A 21,686-nucleotide genomic window follows, 5' to 3' on the forward strand; every position below is an offset into this window, starting at 1 on the left:
GGAATAACAATGGGCGCTTATTTATTTCGTCGCTTGCTGCTGGTGATCCCCACTCTGTGGGCCATTATCACCATCAACTTTTTTATTGTGCAAATTGCCCCTGGCGGCCCGGTCGACCAGGCTATCGCCGCCATTGAATTCGGTAACAGCGGCACGCTGCCCGGCGGGGGTGGCGAAGGGTTACGCGCCAGCCATGCCCGCACCGGGGTCGGCAATATCAATGAAAGCCAGTATCGCGGCGGGCGCGGACTCGATCCCGAGGTGATCGCCGAGATCACCCAGCGTTACGGTTTTGATAAGCCGCTGCATGAGCGCTATTTCAAAATGCTGTGGGACTACGTGCGTTTCGATTTTGGCGACAGCCTGTTCCGCAGCGCCTCGGTGCTGCATCTGATCAAAGAGAGCCTGCCGGTATCCATTACGCTGGGGCTGTGGGGTACGTTGATTATCTACCTTGTCTCGATCCCGCTCGGCATCCGTAAAGCGGTGGATAACGGAAGCCGGTTCGATATCTGGAGCAGCACGTTTATTATTGTCGGCTATGCGATCCCGGCGTTTTTGTTCGCGGTGCTGCTGATCGTCTTTTTTGCCGGCGGCAGCTACCTGGATCTCTTCCCGCTGCGCGGACTGGTGTCGACCGACTTCAGCAGCCTGCCGTGGTACAAAAAGATCACCGATTATCTCTGGCACATCACCCTGCCGGTGCTGGCGACGGTGATCGGCGGCTTTGCGGCGCTGACCATGTTGACCAAAAACGCCTTTCTCGACGAGATCCGCAAGCAGTATGTGGTGACCGCCCGCGCCAAAGGGGTGAGCGAGCGGCGCATTCTGTGGACGCATATTTTCCGCAACGCGATGCTGCTGGTGATTGCCGGTTTTCCCGCCACCTTTATCAGCATGTTCTTTACCGGCTCGCTGCTCATCGAGGTGATGTTCTCCCTTAACGGCCTCGGCCTGCTCGGCTACGAGGCGACCGTCTCGCGTGACTATCCGGTGATGTTTGGCACGCTCTATATTTTCACGCTGATTGGCCTGCTGCTGAATATCCTCAGTGATATTTGCTACACGCTGGTCGATCCGCGTATCGACTTTGAGGGCCGCTGATGCTGCGTTTAAGCCCTGTTAACCAGGCCCGCTGGGCACGTTTTCGCCATAACCGTCGTGGCTACTGGTCGCTGTGGATTTTCGCCCTGTTTTTCATCCTCAGCCTGTGTTCTGAGATCGTGGCCAACGATAAGCCGCTGCTGGTGCATTTTGACGATCGCTGGTACGTGCCGGTGGTGAAAGATTACAGCGAGCGAGATTTCGGCGGCCCGTTTGCCACCGCGGCAGATTATCAGGACCCGTGGCTGCGTGCGCAGCTGGACGCGCGTGGCTGGGTGTTGTGGGCGCCGGTGCGCTTTGGTGCCAACAGCATCAACTTTGCCACTGAGACCCCCTTCCCGTCCCCACCTTCGGCGCAAAACTGGCTGGGCACCGATGCCAACGGCGGCGATGTACTGGCGCGCATTCTGTACGGCACGCGGATTTCAATCCTCTTCGGCCTGATGCTGACCCTTTTTTCCAGCGTGATGGGGGTGCTGGCCGGGGCGGTCCAGGGTTACTACGGCGGTAAAATCGACCTCTGGGGTCAGCGCTTCATAGAAGTCTGGTCCGGGATGCCGACGCTGTTTTTAATCATTTTGCTCTCAAGCGTGGTGCAGCCTAACTTCTGGTGGCTGCTGGGTATTACGGTGTTGTTTGGCTGGATGGCGCTGGTGGGCGTGGTCCGGGCGGAGTTTTTACGCACCCGTAACTTCGACTATATTCGCGCGGCGCAGGCGCTGGGGGTCAGCGATCGCGGGATTATTTTCCGCCACATGCTGCCCAATGCGATGGTGGCGACGCTGACCTTCCTGCCGTTTATTTTGTGCAGCTCGATAACCACCCTCACCTCCCTCGATTTTCTCGGCTTTGGTCTGCCGCTGGGTTCCCCTTCGCTGGGCGAGCTACTGCTGCAGGGCAAGAATAATTTGCAGGCGCCGTGGCTCGGGATCACCGCCTTCCTGTCGGTGGCCGTGCTGCTGTCGCTGCTGATTTTTATTGGCGAAGCGGTACGCGATGCCTTTGACCCTAACAAGGCGGTATAAGATGACGCAGCCCCTTCTTCACATTGACGCGCTCTCCATCGCCTTTCGTCAGCAGGATGAAACCCGCCCCGTGGTAAGCGATATCTCCCTGCAGATTGCCGAAGGCGAAACGCTGGCGCTGGTGGGCGAATCAGGCTCGGGTAAGAGCGTGACGGCGCTGTCGATACTGCGCCTGCTCCCCACTCCCCCCGTGGTTTATCCGCAGGGCGATATTCTGTTTCGCGGCCAGTCGCTGCTGCATGCTGACGAGCGTACGCTACGCGGCGTGCGCGGCAACAAGATCGCGATGATTTTCCAGGAGCCGATGGTATCGCTTAACCCGCTGCACACCCTGGAAAAGCAGCTCTATGAAGTGCTGTCCCTGCACCGCGGCATGCGCAAAGAGGCGGCGCGCGGCGAGATGCTCGACTGCCTGGAACGCACCGGGATCCGCAATGCGGCGAAACGGCTCGGCGATTTTCCGCATCAGCTTTCCGGCGGTGAACGCCAGCGGGTGATGATCGCCATGGCATTACTCACCCGTCCGGAACTGCTGATTGCCGATGAACCGACTACCGCGCTGGACGTGACGGTGCAGGCGCAGATCCTGCAGCTGCTGCGTGAACTGCGCGACGAGCTGAACATGAGCCTGCTGTTTATCACCCACAACCTCAGCATTGTGAAAAAACTTGCCGACCGGGTCGCGGTGATGCAGAACGGGCGCTGCGTGGAGCAGAACACCACCTCGTCACTGTTTGCGGCCCCGCAGCACCCCTACACCCAGCGGCTGCTCGACAGCGAGCCGTCAGGCGATCCGGTGCCGCTGGCGCAGGATGCCCAGCCGCTGCTGCGGGTCGAGGATCTGTCGGTGGCGTTTCCGGTCCGCAAGGGCCTGCTGCGTCGGGTAGTAGAGAATAAACAGGTGCTGAACAACGTCAGCTTTACATTGCGTCCCGGGGAAACGCTGGGGCTGGTGGGCGAATCCGGCTCCGGTAAGAGCACGACCGGGCTGGCGCTGCTGCGTCTGATTGCCTCCCAGGGGACGATTTTGTTTGACGATCAGCCGCTGCACAACTGGGATCGTCGGCAAATGCTGCCCGTCCGTCACCGGATGCAGGTGGTTTTTCAGGATCCTAACTCCTCGCTCAACCCGCGCCTTAACGTGCAGCAAATTATCGAAGAGGGTCTACGCGTCCATCAGCCAGGTCTGAGCCTGCAGGCGCGTGAAGAGGAAGTGATTACCGTGATGCGTGAAGTGGGGCTCGATCCTGAGACTCGCCATCGCTATCCGGCGGCTTTCTCCGGTGGGCAGCGTCAACGCATCGCCATCGCCCGCGCGCTGATCCTACGCCCGGAGCTGATTATCCTCGACGAACCCACGTCGTCGCTCGACAAGACCGTACAGGCGCAAATTCTGGCATTGCTGAAGGATTTACAGGAAAAGCACCGACTGGCCTATATTTTTATCAGCCATGACCTGCAGGTCGTACGCGCACTTTGCCATCAGGTGATTGTGTTGCGTGAGGGAGAGGTGGTCGAGCAGGGGGAATGCCAGCGCGTGTTTGCCGCGCCGACGCAGGCGTATACGCGTCAGCTGTTAGCGTTGCGCTGACGCTCAGGCAGAGTTCTGACTGGAAAACGTCTCGGCAATCGCCACGCCAAAGTTCTTCAGTCGGCAGGTCGCTGCAAACTCATCCTGGCTTTTTACGAACAGGCACGGCTCGCCTTCGCACTCCAGCACCGAGCTGTAGAGTTCAATGTCGGTCAGAGCCTGGCTCAGTCTTTCCATTACCGGCCACGCGTTGCCCTCTTCAGGACTCAGCAGTCTGAGCGCCACCAGACAGTTCTCACCGTTCGGGGTGCTTTGCGGAATCGGTTCAACCTTCGAACCTGCAAAACCCGCCGACCAGCGATAGCTCTGCGGCAAGCGGTGGACAATGGAGTGCTGTAATGTATTCACGTTCGTTCCCCGGAAGCAAATATACTTCACAATTCATTTACATTTATAGTAACACATCGTAACTGAGCTGCTCTGTTTTTAGTAAGAAAACGCTTACAGCCAGAATCCATCGGCGTTGGCGTCTTTTTTGTCAGGGCTCTTTGTAAGCGTTTCAGGTCGCTGTCGGCGCTATATTTACCCGTTTTTGCGATCCAACTCAACCTTTTTAACTACAAGGTTGTGACTATTTACATAAATAGATTTTACATAAAAGAAACAAAACAGGCGGGAATGAACGGCATCCTGGTTGATATGCATCAAAAAAGGGCCCCATCGGGACCCTTTTTTGTGATTTAGCTCACCGATTTTTTGGGTCGACTCGCGTAAAGGCAGAACAGAATCGAACCGGTGGCGCACAGGGCGATTGACCACAGCATCGGCCAGGCACTGCTAAAGGTTGCTAACGACAACAACGCGCCGACGATGGCGCCGATACCAAAGCGGAAAGTGCCCGCCAGCGACGAAGCCGTGCCGGCCATGTGCGGGAATTCGTCGAGGATCACCGCCATCGCGTTGGATGAGACCATCGAGATACAGCCCACAAACGCCGCAACGCCGAATACCAGCGCCCAGAACCCAACGTCGAAGTAAGCGGTCACCACCATCCACACCGCCATCACGAACTGGATCCACAGCCCGATGCGGAACATGTTCAGCGCCCCCACCCGACGGACAAAGCGGCTGTTAATCATCGTCAGCACAAAGATGAACACCACGTTCAGCGCAAAGTAGTAACCAAAATGCTGCGGCGAGACGTGGTTAAGCTCTATGTAGACAAACGGCCCGGCGCTGAGGAAAGAGAACATTCCGGCAAAGCTGAAACCGCTGGCCAGCATATAGCTCAGCACGCGCTTATGGCGAAACAGCGAGGCAAAGTTGCCGAGAGTGGTGCGAATGTGGAACTTCTGCCGACGTTCAACCGGCAGCGTTTCCTTAATAAAGAAGAAAATCATGGCCGAGGCCAGCAGAGCTGCCAGCGCCAGGATCCAGAAAATCGCGTGCCAGCTAAACCACACCAGTACCGCGCCCCCTACCATCGGCGCCACCAGCGGCGCAACGGTGGTGACCAGCATGACAAAGGACATCATGCGCGAGAACTCTTCCTTCGGGTAGATATCACGCATCAGGGCATTGATGACCACGCTTGCCGCCGCAGCCGCCAGACCGTGGAAGAAACGCATCACAATCAGCTGATCGATGGTCTGCGACAGTGCACAGGCCATCGCCGCACCGGCGAACACCAGCGTGCCACCGAGGATCACCGGCTTACGCCCGATGCTGTCCGCCATTGGACCGTACAGCAACTGCCCGACAGCAAACCCCAGAATATAGGTACTGAGGGTCATCTGCGTGCTGCCCGCCGGCACGCCGAACTGCTCGGAAATCACCGGTAGCGCGGGCAGATACATATCGATGGACAACGGCATCAGCATGGCCAGCAAGCCAAGGATAAAGACGATGCTGTACGACGAGTGTGGCCTGGTGGTCACAATATGCTCCTGAGATTAACGTGAAAGCAGACCAACGCTGGCAATTTCTTCTTCCGTCAACGGACGGTATTCGCCTGGCTCAAGTTCTGGATCGAGCGCAATCGCCCCGATACGTTCGCGATGCAGACCGACGACGTGATTACCCACGGCGGCAAACATACGCTTCACCTGATGGTAACGCCCTTCGCTGATGGTCAGACGCACCTCCGTTGGGGTGATCACTTCCAGCACGGCAGGCTTAGTCAGATCTTTCTCATTATGCAACTGGACACCGTGAGCAAATTGCTCTGCGGTGCTGTCACTGACCGGCGAATCCAGCATCACCCGATAGGTCTTCTCACAGTCGTTGCGCGGGGAGGTGATGCGATGCGACCATTGGCCATCGTCGGTCATCAGCACCAGACCGGTGGTGTCGATATCCAGACGTCCGGCAGCGTGCAGCTTGTAGGCCACCGGCACATCGAGGAAATAGAGCACCGTCGGGTGATCCGGATCGTCGGTTGAGCAGACGTATCCTTCGGGTTTGTTGAGCATGAAATAGCGCGGGCCATTTTGCTGCGTCAGCGAGTTGCCTTCATATTCCACCTGATGGTCAGGCTGGAGTTTAAAAGCGCTGTCTCGCACAATGTCACCGTCCACAGTCACATGGCTGCCGCGGATCAGACGCCCGGCAATAGCGCGGCTTACGCCGAGTTGCTGAGCGATAAACTTATCAAGTCGCATGAAATATTTTAAGCCTTAAGGGTGCCAGGAGCCGGACCACAGGTCCGAAAGAAGCAGTAATAACAGCCCAGTATAGCGGGGTATCTGCGCCACTCAAGGGAAAAAGTTTCGTGGCATACTATGTGCGAGATAACCAAACCGAGAAACCATGACTTTTACACTTCGCCCCTATCAGCAGGAAGCTGTCGACGCTACCCTCGCCCACTTTCGCCAGCATAAAGAACCGGCGGCCATTGTGCTGCCCACCGGCGCGGGCAAGAGCCTGGTGATCGCCGAACTGGCACGGCTGGCGCGCGGGCGCGTGCTGGTGCTGGCGCACGTCAAAGAGCTGGTGGCGCAAAACCATGCCAAGTATCTGGCGCTGGGTCTCGACGCCGACATTTTTGCCGCCGGGCTCCAGCGTAAAGAGAGTCACGGCAAAGTGGTATTTGGCAGCGTGCAGTCGGTAGCGCGTAATCTGGAACTGTTTCGCAGCGAATTCTCACTGCTGATTGTGGATGAGTGCCACCGCATCAGCGATGACGACGACAGCCAGTATCAGCAGATCCTCACGCACCTGAAAACCGTCAATCCGCATATCCGGCTGCTGGGGCTGACCGCCACGCCGTTTCGGCTGGGCAAAGGCTGGATTTACCGCTTCCACTATCACGGCATGGTACGCGGCACAGAAAAGGCGCTGTTTCGCGACTGTATTTACGAGCTGCCGCTGCGCTATATGATCAAGCATGGTTATCTGACGCCACCGGAGCGGCTGGATATGCCGGTGGTGCAGTACGATTTCAGTCGCCTAAAGCTGCAAAGCAACGGCTTGTTCAGCGAGGCGGATCTCAACCTCGAGCTGAAAAAACAGGATCGCATTACCCCGCACATCATCAGCCAGATAATGGAGTTCGCCGGGACGCGCAAAGGAGTGATGATTTTTGCCGCCACCGTCGAACACGCCCGTGAAATAACCGGCCTGCTGCCCACTGAGGATGCCGCACTGATTACCGGCGAAACGCCGGGGCCGGAGCGCGATCGACTGATCGACGCGTTTAAGGCGCAACAGTTTCGCTATCTGGTTAACGTCTCTGTCCTGACCACCGGCTTTGATGCCCCGCACGTAGATCTGATTGCGATCCTGCGTCCAACCGAATCTGTCAGCCTTTATCAGCAGATTGTCGGCCGTGGGTTGCGCCTGGCACCAGGCAAAACCGATTGCCTGATTCTGGATTACGCGGGTAACCCGCACGATCTGTATGCCCCGGAAGTGGGCGCGCCAAAAGGCAAAAGCGACAACGTGCCGGTGCAGGTGTTTTGCCCGGCCTGCGGCTTTGCCAATACCTTCTGGGGGAAAACCACCGCCGACGGCACGCTCATTGAACATTTTGGTCGCCGCTGTCAGGGCTGGTTTGAAGATGATGAAGGCCATCGGGAGCAGTGCGATTTCCGCTTCCGCTTTAAAAACTGCCCGCAGTGCAATGCCGAAAATGACATTGCCGCCCGCCGCTGCAGCACCTGCGATACGGTGCTGGTCGATCCGGACGATATGCTAAAGGCCGCCCTCAAGTTAAAAGACGCGCTGGTGCTGCGCTGCAGCGGCATGGCGCTGGCGCACGGCGCGGATGAGAAAGGTGAGTGGCTGAAAATCACCTATTACGACGAAGACGGTGCCGACGTGAGTGAGCGCTTCCGTCTGCAGACGCCCGCCCAGCGCACCGCCTTTGAACAGCTGTTTATTCGCCCGCATACCCGCACCCCCGGCGTGCCGCTGCGCTGGATAACCGCAGCCGATATCGTTCATCAGCAGCCGTTATTACGCTATCCCGACTTCGTGGTGGCGCGCAAAAAAGGCCAGTTCTGGCAGGTGCGCGAGAAGGTTTTTGATTACGAAGGCCGCTACCGTCGGGCCAACGAATTGCGGGGATAGGGGCAGTTTTCGTTGATGTGGGGGCCGTTTAAGTATAAAATGCCGCCCGCTTCACATCCGTGGGGCAGAACACTTACCTGTTACTGGGTCGCCTGTAGCAGGACTAATTTACAGAGAGTAATCAATGTTCACTATCGATGCAGAAGTACGTGCAGTGCAGGGTAAGGGTGCGAGCCGCCGCCTGCGCACAGCTAACAAGTTCCCGGCTATCGTTTACGGTGCCGATATTGCTCCAGTAGCAATCGAACTGGAACATGACAAAGTCTGGAACCTGCAGACTAAAGAAGGGTTCTACACTGAAGTTCTGACTATCGTTGTTGATGGTAAAGAAGAAAAAGTGAAAGTTCAGGCTGTTCAGCGTCACCCGTTCAAGCCAAAACTGACCCACATCGACTTCGTTCGCGCGTAATCGCCAACACGTCGAGAAAAAACCCCGCATTGCGGGGTTTTTTTATGGCGCTTATTTACCGCCGGAACTGCGACGCTGGAGCTGATCGCGCAAGTTTGGCGGCGTGCCTTTAATGGTCAGCGTGTCGGTCGCCGGATCCCAGAAAATGCGCTCGCCCAGCAGCATGGCGTCAAAGTTAATGGTTAACCCACCGCCGCTACCGGCAAATTTCGTCAGCTGACGCAGCGTGCTGCGATCCGCCGGGAAGCTCTCTTCCAGCTCGTAACCTTTCTCTGCGGTAAAGTCCTGGAAACTCACTTCACTGACGCCCGCCAGCTCTTTTGACAGCGATTCCAGCTCGATCTCTTCTCCGGCCTGCAGTTGTTCGTTGCAGTAGGCGTAAACCTGCTGGCGCACGTTCTGACGCTCGGATTTATCCAGCTCCGCTTCTGCGGTGAAATCATCCACCGCTTGCAGCAGGCCTTTATTCTGCGCTTTGGCATTCAGGCCTTCGCTGGCGCCGAGGAAGTCCATAAAGAAGTCGGCGACCTTGCGCCCTACCCGTCCTTTCAGGAACGTCAGATAGCGGGTCGATTCCGGATTGGTTTCCCATTCGGTCAAATCAATACGCGCCACGATATCCGCGTGGTTAATATCCAGGTAGTGTGTCGGATTGATATCCAGCTGTTCATTGACGCGCATGCTGCTTAAGTTGTTCAGCACGGTCACCAGCAAATACTCAACCGCCAGATAGCGATAGTGGCAGAAGAGCACGATCCCGCCGTCAGCAAACGGGTATTTGGCCAGCTCGTCGCGCAGGCGTCCGGTTGCCGCTCGACTGAACGCGAGGAAATCCTCTTCACCCTGACGCTGCAGGCGCAGCGACTGCGCCAGTTCACTCTCTTCATTGAACATGCCATAGGCTTTGTTCTTGGCGCTGTACACCCGGTGCAGCTCCGCCATCATGTCAACAACGGTAGCTGTCGGTTCAAGTAACGAATCGCGCAGCACCAGCTCAAGGTTTTGCTCATCACGCTTGATAAGCTGGTGCAGGGCAATCTGGTTGATATCCAGACTCATGATAAACTCTCCTTTTAGACCGGGCCGTATTCAACCACCCCCCAGTCATCTGTGCAACAGAAGATAAAAATGGGGAAAAAAAGCTGCTGCTACGGTAATATGTTGCCCTTTCCTCCACAAACAGATTTCGATTTATGCCACAACTCTCCCGCTACAGTGATGAACACGTTGAACAAATGCTCAGTGAGCTGCTCAACGTACTGGAAAAACATAAGGCTCCGACCGACCTTTCCCTGATGGTTCTGGGAAATATGGTAACGAACCTTATTAATACCAGCGTTGCGCCGGCCCAGCGCCAGGCGATCGCAAAATCTTTCGCTCAGGCCTTACAGTCTTCGGTTAACGACGACCAGGCGCACTAAAGGGAAACGAACGACAGTTTATGGTGACGAATCGTCAGCGCTATCGTGAAAAAGTCTCCCAGATGGTTAGTTGGGGGCACTGGTTTGCACTGTTCAACATTTTGTTGGCGATGGTGCTTGGCAGCCGCTATCTGTTTGTTGCCGACTGGCCGACAACCCTTGTCGGGCGCGTCTACTCGTGGATTAGCGTCATTGGCCACTTTAGCTTTCTGGTCTTCGCCACGTATTTACTGATCCTGTTTCCGCTGACGTTTGTCGTCATGTCGCAGCGGCTGATGCGGTTTATCTCCGCGATTCTGGCCACTGTGGGCATGACGCTGCTGCTTATCGACAGCGAAGTCTTTACCCGCTTCCACCTGCATCTCAACCCTATTGTCTGGGAACTGGTGATCAATCCCGACCAGAACGAAACCGCGCGCGACTGGCAGCTGATGTTTATCAGCGTGCCGATAATCCTGCTGATTGAGATGCTGTTTGCCACCTGGAGCTGGCAGAAGCTGCGCAGCCTGACGCGTCGTCGTCACTATGCCCGGCCTGTCGCCGCCCTCTTTTTTGTCGCCTTTATCAGCTCACACGTCATGTACATCTGGGCCGATGCCAATTTCTATCGTCCGGTGACCATGCAGCGCGCGAATCTGCCGCTCTCCTATCCGATGACGGCGCGTCGCTTCCTGGAAAAACACGGTCTACTGGATGCGCAGGAGTATCAGCGTCGGCTGGTTGAACAGGGCGATCCCGAAGCCGTATCGGTGCAGTATCCACTGAGCGAACTGCGCTATCGCGATATGGGCCAGGGCCAGAACGTCCTGCTGATCACCGTCGACGGACTGAACTACTCGCGCTACGAGAAGCAGATGCCTGCCCTGGCGGAATTTGCTGACAAGAACATCAACTTTACCCAACACATGAGTTCCGGCAACGCCACCGATGCCGGGATCTTTGGCCTGTTCTACGGTATTTCACCGGGTTATATGGATGGCGTGCTGTCCTCGCGTACGCCTGCCGCGCTGATTACCGGTCTTAATCAACAGGGTTATCAGCTGGGGCTGTTCTCTTCAGATGGTTTCACCAGCCCGCTGTATCGCCAGGCACTGCTGTCCGACTTCTCGCTGCCTGCGGCGAAAAGTCAGTCAGACGAGCAGACCGCCGGTCAGTGGATCACTTGGCTTAACCGCTATGCGCAGGACGATAACCGCTGGTTCTCGTGGGTTGCCCTTAATGGTACGTCGCTTGATGACAGCAACCAGAAAACCTTTGCTCGCCGCTATGCGCAGGCCGCAGGCGAAGTGGATGCCCAGATTGCGCGGGTGCTGAACGCCCTGCGCGAATCCGGCAAGCTGGAAAACACGGTGGTGGTGATCACCGCCGGTCACGGTGTCCCGCTGGGCAGCGAACGCGATAGCGTTGAGTGGTCGCGCCCACGACTGCAGGTTCCGCTGGTGATCCACTGGCCTGGCACGCCGTCACAGCGCATCAACACCCTGACCGATCACAAAGACGTGATGACGACCCTGATGCAGCGTCTGCTGCACGTTAGCACGCCAGCCAATGAGTATTCGCAGGGTCAGGATCTGTTCAGCGCAACGCGTCGCCATTACTGGGTTACCGCTGCCAGCAGCAACACGCTGGCCGTTACCACCTCCGCGCTGACGCTGGTGCTGAACAGTAACGGCAGCTACAAAACCTATAATGCGCAGGGCGAGAAACTCAACGACCACACGCCGCAGCTGAGCCTGCTGCTGCAGGTGCTGACGGATGAGAAGCGGTTCATTGCTAACTGATTAATATTAAATCAGTTAGCCCGTGCTCATCTTGCAATAAACGCGGAAGTGCGTACTATAAATTCCCAGTGTCGGCACGTAGCGCAGCCTGGTAGCGCATCGTCATGGGGTGGCGAGGGTCGAGAGTTCAAATCTCTCCGTGCCGACCAAATCGATTAAAAAAGGGATGAACTCTACGAGTTCATCCCTTTTGTTTTATCTGAAATCCGTCAATTATCAGTGGCTGGACGTGGCACTCGTCACAACGTCAGCACCGTTCACTTTCAGTGTGACCTTCTGCTTTCCTTTGACCCAGATCAGAGGTTGCGTATTCTGGAAACCATATCCCTCAAGCGCATTGTAAGCAGCATCCGTTTTCTGCCCACGAACGCTGTCACGCAAAAAGCTTTCCAGCTCGCTCTGTGCGCCTTTAGTCGAGGCTTTCGCCGCCTTTTGGTTTTCGGCTTTGGTTTTATGGATATTGCAGGTGCCGTCGGCTTCGCTCACTTGCGTACAGCCGGAGCGTTCCAGCTGCGCGCGATAGTTTGCGCTAATGGCAAACGCCGGGGCCGCCACGAAAGAAGACAACACAACAGAGATAATTAATTTCTTAAACATACCAGTAACCACCACAAGTAAGAAAATGAGGATTAACAGCCAGTGTAAACATGCATTGTTAATTCGGCTCAAAAATTAGCATCGCGTGTGGTGATTCACAAACGAAAATATTACGCATGTAAACTAATAAAAATTTGATATAAGTCAGGGCAGGAAGATAGCCTGTTATTTTGATTGGGAAAAAGCACGGATTGACCGGGTAACCAGCGTATTCGAATGAAAGAGAAACCGCTCACCTCAAGTCTTAACACACTGAAATTTAAATCCTTTATAGACATCACCAACAAGTGTAAACAATTGTAAGACAAAAACCAGTCAGCACCCTGACTGGCCCATGCCTTACCCATCACTTATTCGTTTAAATTTCTGGCGTCTTTTTAAAACCCGTTAGCATCAGCAGCAGGCTCTCTTTTGACGATGCCGGGTTAAACTGATAGTGGTTGCCCTGGCGGTCGCCGCCAATGTACCAGGAGATCTCCGTTTTACCAGCGGCCAGCGCTTTACGCACCGCTTTGTCGACATCCACCATCCGGTACTCACGTTTGTTGTTGAGGTACAGCACCGCATCAGAGTTGTAGCTGCAGGATGGGCGCTTTTTCCAGGTCACCGTGGCAGGGTTCCAGCTGTTGCTGGCCGGGTAGAAGAAGATCTGGTCTGCGCCATTGGCCTCGACCTTCCCACCGTAGATACGCACCTTGTACTTGAACAGGGACGGATCCTGGCCCGTTGGCAACGCAGGAATTTTGAATTTCACCAGGCTCATGGTCTCCGCGTTGCGGGTTCGGCCACCGTTTTTCCAGTTATCCTGAATCAACAGCATCTGCGCCTGCGGAACCGTTGTGGTCGGCGTCTCGCTGCTCACCCAGACGTTTGCCTGCGCTGTCGAATAACCATAAGGAATGTTGCTCCCGCAGTCGGTGCCTTCATTCATGCACATATCGGTCATAAACCGCGCGCCCTGCTCCGTCCAGCCATTCAAAAAATCGGCATGAGCGGTATACAGGCTGCCCCAGTGCTCCTCGCGTGCATCGCCGTTCATGGTGGGATCGAGAGAAAGCTGCGCTTTAGCCGTATCGAGGGACGTTATCCCTTTAAGCACATAGGCCACGTTCATATTAACCGTCGGGATTTTCACCGGGAAGCCGGACGGGCACTGCCCTTTCACATCATAAGTCGCATTCGCCATACCGTGCATCGGCTGCAAATGGATGCCGTCCCAGCAGTTGGGGAACTGGATCCCGATATTAAACTGCACCGCATCTTTGGCTTTTCTCAGGCCACAGACCTCACCGACTTTATTGCTGTAGCCTTTACCGTTGGCGCACAGGAAGGTGATGCGGGAGTTAGGCTGGGTGCCGTGGTGATCGCCCGCCAGCAGCGCCAGTCCGGCCGGGAATGGGCTGAGGGGATGCTGATCAACGTTGGACGCTTGATAATAGGTTTTCTGGTAAGCAGGTTGCACCACCGTCCCGTCCAGCAGGCGCAGCGACGGCGCCCAGTAGGCCGAACTGTCGGCTTTATTATCGCAGGTGGTTTCCGACTGTTTTTGCAGCGACGGATAGGTTGAATAGGCATCCGTACGGGTGTTGCCGAAAAAATCATGCCACATCGCCTGGTTGGGTTTACCAGACATCATAATGGCGTCATCGCCCAGGGTGTGGTTGTACGCGCAGACAACGTGCGCCTGCGGGCCGGCATGGGCATACAGTGATGGCAGCAACAGGGCTGATGCCAGGGCGGTGTAAAGTGTGGTCCGTTTCATCATGTGCTCCTGAAATAAAGGAGCACATTGGTATCAAAACCGCGCTAACGCGCCGAATTGTTTACGCAATAATTTTCTTCTGCGCGACGCTTTACAGCGCCACGCCAGCGATCAATCACTGATCGCGCCTGAAAACACCTTAGTGTTTATCGCTGCCGCCGAGGAAAAAGATCCCCAGCGGGATCGCCAGCAGGACGGTAAACACCGTGCTGTAGACCAGCACCATTGCCGACTGCAGGAAGAACATGCTGGTGGTCCACGCCGTCAGCGGAATGTTGTACTGTTCAACCACACCGATAATGGTGACGCGCCCCACGCCCGCAACCGCAATCAGAAAAACCGTCAGCAGCGCCAGCAGAAATTTGCGCCCCGCCGGGGTGTTAAGTTTTTCACGTACCATGGCTTTTTCCTTCACAGATGAATAACAATGATTGCCGCTCACCCTACCACGAACCCCTTCACGGCACCAATTCAGCATTTAAAACTATTACCAAGCTAATTATTCAGTCACATTAGCCGGTTAAAAATAAATTTAAGGTAAAAACATCTACGTGATAGTCTGAAGACGAACGGATCGACATAAAGGAATAACTGTGAAAAACACATCGAAAAGCGTCATTGCCCTGCTGGCTCTGACCTCGCTTAACGTCTGGGCCAGTGAGCCGACCCAACCCCTGAGCAAAACCGCACCTTATCCGCAGGCCGAACACGGGATGAAACGCCAGGTCATCGACCTGCCCACCCAGCCTGAGGAAGCGAATTTTAAGGTTGAACTGCTGATCGGTCAGACGCTGGAAGTGGACTGCAATCGCCATCGGCTCGGCGGCCAGTTAAGCCAAAAAACGCTGGAAGGCTGGGGTTACGACTATTACGTGTTCGATAAGGTGACGTCACCGGTTTCAACCATGATGGCCTGCCCGGACGGGAAAAAATCTACGCAGTTTGTGATGGCAAATCTGGGTGACAACAGCCTGCTGCGCTACAACAGCAAGTTGCCGATTGTGGTGTATACGCCTGCCAACGTCGAGGTGAAGTACCGCATCTGGAAGGCCGACGAGAAGGTCGACAACGCCGTCGAGCGTTAAGGCAAAAATGCCCGGCAGCGTGCGCCACCGGGCATACAAGGTTACAGCGCGATATCCGCTACCGGTTTGCTTTCCGGCTTCGCCTGCAGTTGAGCCTGCGGCGCAACGTCAGGGGCCTGCGGCTTGTCATAGTTCAGCTGCAGAACGCGGCTGGTGTACTCCAGTTCCTGCTCCGTGGCCTCAACGTTACCGTTCAGCGCCGTACCGTAAGACGGAATAATGGTCTTCAGCTTCGCCTGCCATTGTGGGCTGGCGACTTTATCTTTGAACACTTTTTCCATCAGATGCAGCATGATCGGTGCCGCGGTTGACGCGCCCGGAGAAGCCCCCAGCAGCGCAGCAATGGTGCCTTCTTTGTCGCTCACCACTTCGGTGCCCAGACGCAGCACGCCGCCTTTATCCGCATCACGTTTGATGATCTGCACGCGTTGACCTGCCTGCCACAAACGCCAGTCTTCTTTTTTCGCGTCCGGGTAGTACTCTTTCAGCGCCTCAAAACGATCGTCGTCAGAGAGCAGCACCTGGCTAATCAGGTATTTCACCAGATCGAAGTTATCCATCCCCACGTTCATCATCGGCACCACGTTGGAGGTGGTGGTTGAACTCAGCAGATCCCACAGGGAGCCGTTTTTCAGGAACTTCGTCGAGAAGGTGGCGAACGGGCCAAACAACACCACGCGCTTACCGTCCAGAATACGGGTATCGATGTGCGGAACCGACATTGGCGGTGCCCCCACCGAGGCCTGACCGTACACTTTTGCCAGATGGCGATTCACCACATCCGGGTTTTCCGACACCAGGAACTGCCCGCCAACCGGGAAGCCACCGTAGTTATCCGCTTCCGGAATACCGGTTTCCTGCAGCAGCTTCAGCGCCGCGCCGCCTGCGCCAATAAAGACAAACTTCGCTTTAATCACCCGTTCAGCGTCGTTGTTTTTCAGATCGGCAACGGTCACGTTCCAGGAGTTGTCCGCGTTACGGGTAAAGCCACGCACTTCGGTGTTCACGGCCAGGCTGAAGTTCTCTTTCTTCTGCAGACCGCTGACCAGCTGACGGGTGATCTCACCGTAGTTGACGTCGGTACCAATGTCGGTGCGCGTCGCCGCCACTTTCTGGTTCGGGTCGCGGCCTTCCATCACCAGCGGCGCCCAGGCTTTAATCTGCGCGTGGTCTTCGGAGTACTTCATGCCGCGGAACAACGTGCTTTGCTGCAGCGCAGCGTAACGCGCGCGCAGGAAGTTAACATTCTCATTGCCCCAGACGAAACTCATGTGCGGCACGGAGTTAATGAAAGCATGCGGATCGTGCATCACGCCGCTGTTAACCTGATGGGACCAGAACTGACGCGAAATCTGGAACGCTTCGTTGATTTCAACGGCTTTCTCAATACTGATGGTGCCGTCTTTCTTCTGCGGCGTGTAGTTGAGCTCCATTAATGCCGAGTGGCCAGTACCGGCGTTATTCCAGCCGTTGGAGCTCTCTTTCGCCACGCCATCGAGGCGTTCGACCATGGTCATCGACCAGCCTGGCTCAAGCTCTTGCAGATAGGTCCCTAGCGTGGCGCTCATGATGCCGCCGCCAATTAAAAGAACGTCTGTTTCCTGCTCTTGTGCCTGCGCCTGTGCCGCCATTGGGGCAGCGCTGAGGCTTACAGCCACAGACAAGAGCATGGCAGTCATTTTTTTCATGATTAATGCCTTCGTATAAGCGGTTTTATTGCTGTTAAGACGGGTAGTCGAGTGCGGGCCCAACGGTAGCAACATTTAAATATTGTTTAAAGGTTAAATAATTATTGTAATTATGATATTTAATGTTGCGCAATTTGTAGGGTTACTCAATTTGTCGGGCTGGAAAAAGGCTCACTTACCCGCTACTATGCTGCCCTTTGTGATCAATCGCACAAATACGCTTATCCTGCTGGCACCACTAACCTGCGAAAAACTATGTCCCAGACACATGTCTCTCCCCGGATCCTAACGGTCCTGCGATCTCCGTCGTTATTCATGCGTGAAACCCTGGCCGGGATGATCACTGCCCTGGCGTTAATCCCGGAAGTGATCTCGTTTTCGGTGGTGGCGGGGGTGGATCCCAAGGTCAGTCTGTTTGCCTCGGTAGTACTGTGCCTGGCGCTGTCGGTAATGGGTGGACGTCCGGCGATGGTGACGGCAGCGGCCGGTTCGGTGGCGCTGGTGATTGGACCGATGGTCCATCAGCATGGCGCACAATACATTTTGCCAGCGGTACTGCTCGCGGGGGTTATCCAGATCCTGTTCGGCGCACTGGGGATGGCGCGCCTGATGCGCTTTATTCCGCAGGCGGTGATGACCGGGTTTGTTAACGCGCTGGGGATCCTGATCTTCTTTGCCCAGGTGCCGCATTTCTGGAGCAAAAGCCCGCTGATTGTCGGCCTGTTTGTCCTGACGCTGCTGATTGTACTGTGGGCGCCCCGCTACATTAAAAGCATCCCTTCACCGCTGATCGCCATTGTGGTCCTGACGCTGTTTACCGTCACCAGCGGCCAGTTGCTGCCGACCGTCGGCGACGAAGGCTCGATTGGCGGCGGCCTGCCGGGCATCACCCAGATGCTGGTCCCGCTTAATCTGCACACCCTGAGCATCATCTGGCCCTGCGCACTCAGTATCGCCTTCGTCGGTCTGATGGAATCTTTGCTGACCGCCAAACTGGTGGATGAGCTGACGGCCACCCCGTCCAGCAAGCGCCGGGAGAGCATGGGTCTTGGCGTGGCAAATATCATGGCGGGCTTTTTTGGCGGGATCGCGGGCTGCGCGATGATCGGTCAGACCATTGTGAACGTTGAGATGGGCAAAGGGCGCAGCCGCGTTTCTACCCTCGCCGCCGGGCTGGTGCTGCTGCTATTGGTTACCGCGCTCAGCGAGGTGATGGCAAAAATCCCGATGGCGGTGCTGGCAGGGATTATGGCGATTGTGGCGGTCAAAACTTTCAACTGGCACAGCATTCAACCGTCCAGCGTGAAGGGCGCGCCGATCGCCGAAACGCTGGTGATGCTGGTGACCGTTGCGGCCACCGTCTCAACCGGCAATCTGGCGATAGGCGTGCTGGGCGGCATTCTTGCAATGGTAATAATGCCGGCCCGCATCAAGCATCGGCATGCTAGAGCAGAAACACCGTCGCCAGACCCAGAAAAATAAAGAACCCGCCGGTATCGGTGATGGCGGTGATCAGTACGCTCGACCCCACTGCGGGGTCGCGCCCGAAGCGGATCATACCCATCGGGATAATCACCCCCATCATCGCCGCCACCAGCAGATTGAGCACCATCGCCAGCGTCATTACGCCACCCAGCGCCATATCATCGTATAACCACCAGGTGACCCCGCCCATAATCCCGCCCCACACCAGCCCGTTGACGAGCGCCACGCCCAGCTCACGCATAATCAGGAAGGTAAAGTTACCCGGCTGAATATGTTGCAGCGCCAGCGCGCGCACAATCATGGTGATGGTCTGGTTACCGGTGTTGCCGCCAATCCCCGCCACGATCGGCATCAGCGAGGCCAGCGCCACCAGCTGTGAAATGGTGTGTTCAAATCCGTCGATCACCCTGGAGGCGATAAAGGCGGTACAGAGGTTGATCGCCAGCCATGCCCAACGGGTTTTTACCGCTTTGCTCACCGGGGCATACACATCTTCTTCGGCGCTTAACCCTCCGAGGGCGCGCATATCGTTATCGGTCTCTTCATACACCACATCGACGATCTCATCGATGGTCAGACGCCCCATCAGCTTGCCCACCGAGTCCACCACGGCGGCACTGATCAGGTTGTCACGTTCAAAGGTACGGGCCGCTTTTTCGGCATCATCTTCCGGGGAGAAGATCATCGGCTGGGTTTCCATCACCTCGCTGACCCGCCGCTGGGCGCTGTTCAGCAGAATGGTCTTCAGCTCCAGCTCGCCAAGCAGGATTTTATCGCGCGAGGTGACAAACAGCTTGTCGGTGTTCTCCGGCATTTTGCCCAGCCGGCGCAGGTAGCGTTGCACCGTGCCCAGGGTAACGTCCGGGCGCACCATAATGACGCCAAACTCCATGATCGCGCCGACGCGGTTCTTCTCGTAGTGCATGACCTGACGGACGCGGGCCCGTTCCCCGGCGGGCAGTGATGCCAGCAGGCGACCGGTCAGGTTACGTGGCAGGTGCTGAACCAGGTAAATCTGCTCGTCGATATCCAGGGTACGTAGGGCGTCGAGAATATCGTGATCGCTCATCTCGTCGATCAGATCTTCCCAGACGTTTTCGGAGGCTTCCAGCAGCACCTGACCGCGCTCGTGATCCTGCACCAGACGCCACAGGGCGTGGCGCTCTTCCGAAGGTAGCGCCTCCAGGGTATCGGCGAGATCCGGCGGCGGTAAATGGGCGACCAGTGCCCCTACCTCAGCAATATCGTCGGCTAAAGTACCGACATCATATTGCTCAGCCAGGGTCAGCTTGCCCAACAGGCTGGAGGTGAGCGCTTTGTCGGTGGTCATCAACCAGATGAGACGCGCACGCTCTTGATCGCGCAACCTTGCGCTATTTTTCGATAATCCAGGCATCAATCATTAATCCATGAAATGAGTTGGCATTAAGCATAGCGCGAGGTTGTGTAAATTTTAATAAACGAATGACAGGAAAGGAGAAAAAATCAGAATTGAGGCCGGGCAGGCGAAGCCGCCACCCGGCACATTGTCACTCAGGCAGTACGGGCTACCGCATCACGCGACGCGGCGTCACGCTCGGCTCCGATCAGTTCGCTCAGCTGGCCGCTGCGCATCTCAAGCAGGCGGTCGGCGTGAATGAAATAGTGATCGTCATGGCTGATGGCAAAGATGGTTTTGCCCATCAGCTGCATCAGCGGCAGCAGCACCTGATAAAACTCGCGGCGGAAATGTGGGTCCTGGTCAGCGGCCCACTCATCCAGCAGGATGATATCGCGCTCTTCCGCCAGCGCCAGCAGCAGCGCCACGCGCTTTTTCTGCCCTTTCGACAGCTTCAGGTTGAGGATTTTGCCATCCTGCAGCTCCAGCTTGTGCGACATTTGCAGATGCGCCAGCCACTTCTCCACCAGCGCCGGGTCGGCCTGTTTGCCTTCCGGGCCCAGTAGCTGATCGAACAGCCAGACGTCGGTAAACACGGCAGAGAACAGCTTGCGATAATCTTCCGGCTTTTCTGCGCTCAGTAGTTTGCCGTCCAGCAGGATTTCGCCAGACTGGGGTTGATACAGCCCGGTCAGCAACATCGCCAGCGTCGATTTACCGCTGCCGTTGCCGCCAATCAGGAACAGCAGTTCGCCACGGTTAATGGTGAGATTCACCGGTCCGACGGAGAAGGTGTTGTCCTGATAGGTGAACGTCACGTTGCGCAGTTCCAGCGTTTGCCAGTTCGGGAATGCTTCTGGACGCGGGAATTCCGCTTTATACGGCGCGAGGTCAAACTTTCTCAGCTTGTTAAAAGCCACCTGGGCGCTGAGCAAGGTTGGCAACGCGCCAACGGCCGAGAGTAGCGGCGTGCGCAGGAACAGCAGGGTCAACGAGTAGGTCGCCGCCACGTTGGTATCGGCCCAGCCCAGGCTGTTGGCCATCCAGAACACCAGGCCAATCGCGCCCAGCATCATAATGTTTGACCAGTTCACCGCACTCAGGTGGAAGGTGTCGGCGCGCACAATGTGGTGGCGATATTCGCGGGCATCGGGGACATACAGGTTATTAAAGATATGCTCGGCGCGCTCGCGGTTGAGGGTCAGCTCTTTGCGCCCTTCCAGTACAGTCTGATAATCGTTATAGAGCTTGTCTTCGGTTTCTCGCAGCACGGCCATATGGCGATAAACCCGCGATACCAGCATGTAGCCACCCCAGATGGTGATCACAATCCACAGGGCGGTGATCGCCAGCATTTTGGTCGACAGCCAGGCCAGATAGGCGGCTGAACCGAAGGTCAGGATAATCCCCTGCACCAGCTCCGGCAGACGGACAAAAGCGATGGTAATCGAGCGCACATCGCTGGTCAGCCCCGCCAGCAGCGAGGCGCTGCCAAGCTGTTCCACGCGTTCAACCTGGGTATCCAGAATGCGTTTGATAAACTCACTGCGCAGACGATAGACGAAGTGGTGGCCGAGGGTCGTCAGCGCCAGCTGTGAGCCGAGGGTCACCGCCATCAGCAGCAGCAGCAATCCCAGAAATTCCGGCAACACCATCAGGGTAGTGTCGACGGTTTCAATTAGGCGCAGGTTGATAAAGGCGATCAGGCCAATACCCAGCGCAGCGCTGAGCAGGCTTAACGCCATCACCGCGATAAACGGCCAGCGGTATTGACGCCAGACCAGTAACAGGAGTTCCATGCAAAGCAATCCACACAAGAAAAAACAGCCAGCAGTGTAAACTGCCCGCCGC

Annotated in this window: 18 protein-coding genes, 1 tRNA gene and 1 pseudogene; 10 read left to right on the plus strand and 10 right to left on the minus strand. The window is 56.3% G+C overall.

Annotated features, from left to right (window positions below; genetic code table 11):
* Nucleotides 1-9: 9 nt before the first annotated feature.
* Genes M8013_RS16190 through yejF form a run of 3 tightly spaced genes read left to right on the plus strand, consistent with a single transcriptional unit; the run spans nucleotide 10 to nucleotide 3,720 of the window.
* Nucleotides 10-1,104 carry a microcin C ABC transporter permease YejB gene (locus tag M8013_RS16190; RefSeq protein ID WP_271268819.1) on the plus strand — a complete coding sequence of 365 codons (1,095 nt, stop codon included), beginning with the start codon at nucleotides 10-12 and terminating at the stop codon, nucleotides 1,102-1,104.
* Nucleotides 1,104-2,129, plus strand: coding sequence for an ABC transporter permease (locus M8013_RS16195; protein WP_271268820.1), 1,026 nt, complete (start codon nucleotides 1,104-1,106; stop codon nucleotides 2,127-2,129). Before M8013_RS16190 ends, M8013_RS16195 begins: the two co-directional genes overlap by 1 nt.
* 1 nt (nucleotide 2,130) lies before the next feature.
* Nucleotides 2,131-3,720, plus strand: coding sequence for a microcin C ABC transporter ATP-binding protein YejF (yejF, locus tag M8013_RS16200; protein WP_271268821.1), 1,590 nt, complete (start codon nucleotides 2,131-2,133; stop codon nucleotides 3,718-3,720).
* Nucleotides 3,721-3,723: 3 nt separating this feature from the next.
* Here the strand turns inward: yejF and M8013_RS16205 are convergent, their stop codons facing one another.
* The 3 genes from M8013_RS16205 to rsuA all read right to left on the minus strand — a co-directional run bounded on the left by M8013_RS16205 (nucleotide 3,724) and on the right by rsuA (nucleotide 6,320).
* Nucleotides 3,724-4,068, minus strand: a complete 345-nt coding sequence (locus M8013_RS16205; RefSeq protein WP_271268822.1) for a YejG family protein — start codon at nucleotides 4,066-4,068, stop codon at nucleotides 3,724-3,726.
* 332 nt (nucleotides 4,069-4,400) lie between these two features.
* Nucleotides 4,401-5,597 carry a Bcr/CflA family multidrug efflux MFS transporter gene (locus M8013_RS16210; RefSeq protein WP_271268823.1) on the minus strand — a complete coding sequence of 399 codons (1,197 nt, stop codon included), beginning with the start codon at nucleotides 5,595-5,597 and terminating at the stop codon, nucleotides 4,401-4,403.
* A 15-nt stretch (nucleotides 5,598-5,612) separates the two neighbouring features.
* Complete coding sequence (gene rsuA / locus M8013_RS16215; RefSeq protein WP_271268824.1) at nucleotides 5,613-6,320, minus strand: 16S rRNA pseudouridine(516) synthase RsuA; 708 nt, start codon at nucleotides 6,318-6,320, stop codon at nucleotides 5,613-5,615.
* Between the two features lie 148 nt (nucleotides 6,321-6,468).
* Between rsuA and radD the strand changes: the two genes are divergently transcribed.
* The gene (gene radD / locus M8013_RS16220) at nucleotides 6,469-8,229 is read left to right on the plus strand and encodes a DNA repair helicase RadD (RefSeq protein ID WP_271268825.1); all 1,761 of its coding nucleotides are present in this window, start codon (nucleotides 6,469-6,471) and stop codon (nucleotides 8,227-8,229) included.
* Between the two features lie 124 nt (nucleotides 8,230-8,353).
* Nucleotides 8,354-8,638 carry a 50S ribosomal protein L25 gene (rplY, locus tag M8013_RS16225; protein WP_271268826.1) on the plus strand — a complete coding sequence of 95 codons (285 nt, stop codon included), beginning with the start codon at nucleotides 8,354-8,356 and terminating at the stop codon, nucleotides 8,636-8,638.
* Between the two features lie 51 nt (nucleotides 8,639-8,689).
* Here the strand turns inward: rplY and yejK are convergent, their stop codons facing one another.
* Nucleotides 8,690-9,697, minus strand: a complete 1,008-nt coding sequence (yejK, locus tag M8013_RS16230) for a nucleoid-associated protein YejK (protein WP_271268827.1) — start codon at nucleotides 9,695-9,697, stop codon at nucleotides 8,690-8,692.
* A 134-nt stretch (nucleotides 9,698-9,831) separates the two neighbouring features.
* Between yejK and M8013_RS16235 the strand changes: the two genes are divergently transcribed.
* The 3 genes from M8013_RS16235 to M8013_RS16245 all read left to right on the plus strand — a co-directional run bounded on the left by M8013_RS16235 (nucleotide 9,832) and on the right by M8013_RS16245 (nucleotide 11,989).
* On the plus strand, nucleotides 9,832-10,059 hold the full coding sequence (locus tag M8013_RS16235; RefSeq protein WP_032612681.1) for a YejL family protein: 228 nt from the start codon (nucleotides 9,832-9,834) through the stop codon (nucleotides 10,057-10,059).
* A gap of 20 nt (nucleotides 10,060-10,079) precedes the next feature.
* Complete coding sequence (gene yejM / locus M8013_RS16240; protein ID WP_271268828.1) at nucleotides 10,080-11,840, plus strand: LPS biosynthesis-modulating metalloenzyme YejM; 1,761 nt, start codon at nucleotides 10,080-10,082, stop codon at nucleotides 11,838-11,840.
* A 72-nt stretch (nucleotides 11,841-11,912) separates the two neighbouring features.
* Nucleotides 11,913-11,989 (plus strand) — tRNA-Pro (locus M8013_RS16245).
* A 67-nt stretch (nucleotides 11,990-12,056) separates the two neighbouring features.
* On the opposite strand, the gene M8013_RS16250 is transcribed toward M8013_RS16245, so the two are convergent.
* From M8013_RS16250 to M8013_RS16260, 3 genes are all read right to left on the minus strand, one after another.
* The gene (locus tag M8013_RS16250) at nucleotides 12,057-12,437 is read right to left on the minus strand and encodes a hypothetical protein (RefSeq protein WP_271268829.1); all 381 of its coding nucleotides are present in this window, start codon (nucleotides 12,435-12,437) and stop codon (nucleotides 12,057-12,059) included.
* Nucleotides 12,438-12,795: 358 nt separating this feature from the next.
* Nucleotides 12,796-14,199 carry a CBM96 family carbohydrate-binding protein gene (locus M8013_RS16255; protein ID WP_271268830.1) on the minus strand — a complete coding sequence of 468 codons (1,404 nt, stop codon included), beginning with the start codon at nucleotides 14,197-14,199 and terminating at the stop codon, nucleotides 12,796-12,798.
* Between the two features lie 139 nt (nucleotides 14,200-14,338).
* Nucleotides 14,339-14,599, minus strand: coding sequence for a DUF2534 family protein (locus M8013_RS16260; RefSeq protein WP_271268831.1), 261 nt, complete (start codon nucleotides 14,597-14,599; stop codon nucleotides 14,339-14,341).
* 217 nt (nucleotides 14,600-14,816) lie between these two features.
* On the opposite strand from M8013_RS16260, the gene eco reads away from it, so the two are divergent.
* The gene (gene eco / locus M8013_RS16265) at nucleotides 14,817-15,284 is read left to right on the plus strand and encodes a serine protease inhibitor ecotin (protein ID WP_271269103.1); all 468 of its coding nucleotides are present in this window, start codon (nucleotides 14,817-14,819) and stop codon (nucleotides 15,282-15,284) included.
* Between the two features lie 41 nt (nucleotides 15,285-15,325).
* Here eco and mqo read toward each other — a convergent pair whose 3' ends face one another.
* On the minus strand, nucleotides 15,326-16,972 hold the full coding sequence (gene mqo / locus M8013_RS16270) for a malate dehydrogenase (quinone) (RefSeq protein ID WP_271268832.1): 1,647 nt from the start codon (nucleotides 16,970-16,972) through the stop codon (nucleotides 15,326-15,328).
* Between the two features lie 187 nt (nucleotides 16,973-17,159).
* Here mqo and M8013_RS16275 point away from each other — a divergent pair.
* Nucleotides 17,160-18,454 (plus strand): annotated as a pseudogene (locus tag M8013_RS16275) (SulP family inorganic anion transporter).
* Here M8013_RS16275 and mgtE read toward each other — a convergent pair.
* Nucleotides 18,417-19,853 carry a magnesium transporter gene (mgtE, locus tag M8013_RS16280; protein ID WP_271268833.1) on the minus strand — a complete coding sequence of 479 codons (1,437 nt, stop codon included), beginning with the start codon at nucleotides 19,851-19,853 and terminating at the stop codon, nucleotides 18,417-18,419. The pseudogene M8013_RS16275 and the gene mgtE overlap by 38 nt on opposite strands.
* 137 nt (nucleotides 19,854-19,990) lie before the next feature.
* A complete protein-coding gene (locus M8013_RS16285) occupies nucleotides 19,991-21,634 on the minus strand; it encodes a multidrug ABC transporter permease/ATP-binding protein (RefSeq protein ID WP_271268834.1) in 1,644 nt (547 codons plus the stop codon).
* Nucleotides 21,635-21,686: the final 52 nt, after the last annotated feature.

This window comes from Silvania confinis (genome assembly GCF_025564085.1).
Lineage (GTDB): Bacteria > Pseudomonadota > Gammaproteobacteria > Enterobacterales > Enterobacteriaceae > Enterobacter > Enterobacter confinis.